We start from the raw sequence: 3,752 nt of genomic DNA on the forward strand, positions 1-3,752 counted from the left end.
TAGCTGACTTGCTTACGGGGCAGAGAGTTCATTTGTGGGTGACTGGGCGGGCCACTTCGCGAGCAGACTCGCTCCCACAATTGATCGGCGTCGTGCACCCATTTGTGCCAGACACAAGTCCCCTGTGGGAGCGAGCCTGCTCGCGAAGAGGCCTTCACATTCCCCCAACAATTCCCCGCTTTCCCCTCAACCCGCCTTATGGCAACTTGCAGACCCAAATCGAGACCTGCAACCCATGGCAAACCCCTACCGCGAACTGTTCAAAGCCCCTGGCGCCGGCGCCTTTGTGCTGGCCGGGATGATCGCGCGCATGCCGATATCCATGACTGGTATCGGCCTGATCACCATGCTCTCGCAGTTAAAGGGCGGCTACGGATTGGCCGGAGCCGTGGCGGCGACCTTCGCCCTGGCCACGGCATTCTGTGCACCTCAGGTATCGCGCTTGGTGGATCGCTACGGCCAGAGCCGGATCTTGCCGGTGTCGGCGTTGGTGGGGGGGGGTTCGCTGTTGCTGCTGTTGCTCTGCACCCGGTTGCAGGCACCGCACTGGACGCTGTTCGTGTTCGCCGCCCTGGCCGGGTGCATGCCGAGCATGTCGGCGATGGTCCGGGCGCGCTGGACCGAGCTCTATCGCGGCCAGCCGCAACTGCAAACCGCGTATGCCCTGGAATCGGTGCTGGACGAGGTCTGCTTTATCGTCGGGCCGCCGTTGTCGGTGGGGTTGTGCGTGGTGGCGTTCCCCGAGGCGGGGCCATTGGCGGCGCTGCTGATGCTGGCGATCGGGGTCACGGCGTTTGTTTTGCAACGGAGCACCGAACCGCCAGTGCATCCCCACGAAGTTCATCATCAGGGTTCGATCATTCGCTCCGGGGAAATTCGCCTGCTGATGCTGTTGATGACCGCCATGGGTGTGATTGTCGGCGTGGTGGACGTGGTCAGCGTCGCCTTCGCCCAGCAACAGGGCCAACCCGCGGCGGCGAGTATCGTGCTGTCGGTGTACGCCATCGGCTCGTGTCTGGCCGGGTTGGCGTTTGGTGCATTGCGCTCGAAACTGCCGTTGCCGCGACTGTTCCTGTATGGCGGAGTGATGACCGCAGTGACCACGTTACCGTTGCTGTTGGCGACGAACATTTTCGGGCTGGCGCTGGCGGTATTTGTGGCGGGGTTGTTCTTCGCGCCAACGTTGATTGTGGCGATGGCGTTGGTAGAGCGCATTGTCACCCCGGCCAAACTGACCGAAGGCCTGACCTGGCTGATCACCGGGTTGAGCATTGGCGTGGCAATTGGCGCGGCGAGTTCCGGTTGGCTGGTGGATGCGTTCGGGGCGCGCAGCGGGTTCTGGGTGGCGATAGCGGCGGGGGTTGTGGTGCTGGGGTCAGCCATCCAGAGCTTCCGCCATTTGAAATAATCACCCCTGTGGGAGCGGGCTTGCTCGCGAAGGCGGTGTGTCAGTTGACGAATATCCTGAATGACACACCGCCTTCGTGAGCAAGCCCACTCCCACAGGGGGATTGGGGGTTACCAGCCTCTTCCTGAGCTAACCCAGAAATTCACCGACAATGAGGTCGACACCGATTCCACCTGATGGAACCAGCCCTCCGGCAAAAACAGCAAATCACCAGCCTCCAGAGTCACCCGCATAAACGTCACATCGCGTGCCTTTGGAAAACGCTGATAGTCCGGCGCATCCGGATTGAAGTCGCAGCCGTCCAACCCGCCCTCGGGCGCGGTGGACCAGGTACCCAGCGCTTCGCGATGATGAGGTGCGGCGAGGGTGAAGGTTTTCTGGCCCCAGACCTGAGCGAACAGGTTGTCGGTGTCGTCGCGATGCAGCGGTGTCAGGGTGCCTTTGGGGCCGATCCAGATCCGTGGCGGGATGAACAGCGACTGATCGAAGTAGGGCGGGTACTTGATCTGTTGCATCAACTGCGCCGGCAGGATGTTGTTGCCCATGTAGGCCGGTGGTTCACCGCTTGCGCCCCTGACCGCCGGGCTGTCCAGCGAAGCAATGAACTCGGCCATGGACGTGGAGCGGAAATCCCGCTCGGTGGAGAAGGTTTTCTTCACGTAATCGCCATGGCGGGTGATGCCCTGCAACTCGGCGAAATGCACCAGGGATTCTTCCCGGCTGAGCTTGAACAGCGGCCAGTCCTGCAAAGCGTCACTGATGACCAGCGGAATGCCATGGGGCAAATAATGGGTGTCGAATTCGCGCTTGGACAGTTCGCTGCGCGGCCGCCGCTCCACGGTGCGTTGGGTCGGCAGGCTGGCGGTGAGGCGTTCGCTCAGGCGTGGCGGGGTCGGGTAACGCTTGTTCATGTCGACCTTTTCCACCACGGCGCCGCCATGCCGGGCGTGGTCGATGATCTGCGGCAGCATCGTCGCCAGGCCCATGTTGCCACCGATCTTCAAGCGGCCGCTGGCGAACAGTTCCTCGACGTTGGCCATGCCGCCCATGATCCCCAGAAAGTCTTTTTCCGCCACTTCAATGGTCACGTCGGGGCTGGCGTGTCGCCCGGCTTCAGTGCGGCTGCTGGCCTTGACCTCGGACCAGTACGCCTGGTGCGGGCCAAAGACGAATTGAAAAACCCCTTCGATACCGACGGCGCCGGCATTAGCGAAGAGTTTGCCCAGGATGGTCTGCAGGTCCACGACGTTCACTCTTGTTGGTTTTGGTCTGAAGAGGGAACGAGCACTTGCGCGGGAAATTTAACCCGCCGCGACTAATTTGCGCCGGCGCCGGACCGTTCCCTAGTACAGACCTATTTTTTCGAGGAGCCCACGGTGACCAAGCTGACTCTGCTGTGCCTGCCGTATTCCGGCGCCAGCGCCATGGTCTACAGCCGCTGGCGGCGCAAGTTGCCGGAGTGGCTGCAACTGCAACCGGTCGAGTTGCCGGGTCGCGGCGCCCGTTTCGATGAACCCTTGCACACCGATATGCGCGCGCTGGCCATGCAATTGGCCAAGGAACTGCGTCCGACGTTGAAAGCGCCGTATGCCTTGTTCGGGCACAGCCTGGGCGCCTTGATGGCCTGTGAACTGGCCCATGCCTTGCGCGCGCTCGGTTGCCCGGAGCCGGTGGCGCTGTTCGCCTCGGGCACTGCGGCGCCGACGATGCGCGCCGATTATGATCGCGGTTTTGCCGAGCCCAAGACCGATGCCGAGCTGATCGACCAGTTGCGCACCCTCAATGGCACCAGCGAAGAAGTGCTGGCCAACGATGAGCTGATGAGCCTGACCCTGCCGATCCTGCGCGCCGACTTTCTGTTGTGCGGGCGCTTCCATCCAGTGCAGCGGCCCTTGCTCAAATGCCCGGTGCACGTGCTCGGCGGCAAGGCCGACAAGGCCACCACCGAACAACTGATCGGCTGGAGCAAAGAAACCCACGGCAGCTTCTCGGTGGACATGCTGGCGGGCGGGCACTTCTTTATTCATGAACACGAAGCCAAGGTGCTGCGGGTGATCAAGGATCAGCTCGAAGTGCATCATCGGCGGCATGCCATGGCCGTCGCGTAACCCCGACTTCCTATAGGAGCTGCCGAAGGCTGCGATCTTTTGATTGTGCTTCTTAAAATCAAGATCAAAAGATCACAGCCTTCGGCAGCTCCTACAGTGACCGAATTCCCCCGCTTCACCCTGCACCAACCTCCCTTCTGATACTTGTTCTCATTCGCTAATTTTTCCGGTCTGCATTCGTTTTATAGGGACGACGTGCCTTTGTGCTTCCTGCCTACTGATCCGGATGCTAAGAA

General features: G+C 61.4%; 3 protein-coding genes. 2 read left to right on the forward strand and 1 reads right to left on the reverse strand.

Features of this window, described 5'->3' with window-relative positions:
* Window positions 1-235 precede the first annotated feature (235 nt).
* Window positions 236-1,408, forward strand: a complete 1,173-nt coding sequence (locus tag ACWIKB_RS27385) for an MFS transporter (RefSeq protein ID WP_475270608.1) — start codon at window positions 236-238, stop codon at window positions 1,406-1,408.
* A 110-nt stretch (window positions 1,409-1,518) separates the two neighbouring features.
* On the opposite strand, the gene ACWIKB_RS27390 is transcribed toward ACWIKB_RS27385, so the two are convergent.
* Window positions 1,519-2,652 (reverse strand): cupin-like domain-containing protein, encoded by a 1,134-nt coding sequence (locus tag ACWIKB_RS27390; protein ID WP_475270609.1) that lies wholly within the window; start codon window positions 2,650-2,652, stop codon window positions 1,519-1,521.
* Between the two features lie 132 nt (window positions 2,653-2,784).
* On the opposite strand from ACWIKB_RS27390, the gene ACWIKB_RS27395 reads away from it, so the two are divergent.
* Window positions 2,785-3,516, forward strand: a complete 732-nt coding sequence (locus ACWIKB_RS27395; RefSeq protein ID WP_475270610.1) for a thioesterase II family protein — start codon at window positions 2,785-2,787, stop codon at window positions 3,514-3,516.
* The last annotated feature ends 236 nt before the right edge of the window (window positions 3,517-3,752 follow it).

The sequence above is a fragment of the Pseudomonas sp. 5Vm1k genome (genome assembly GCF_056161485.1).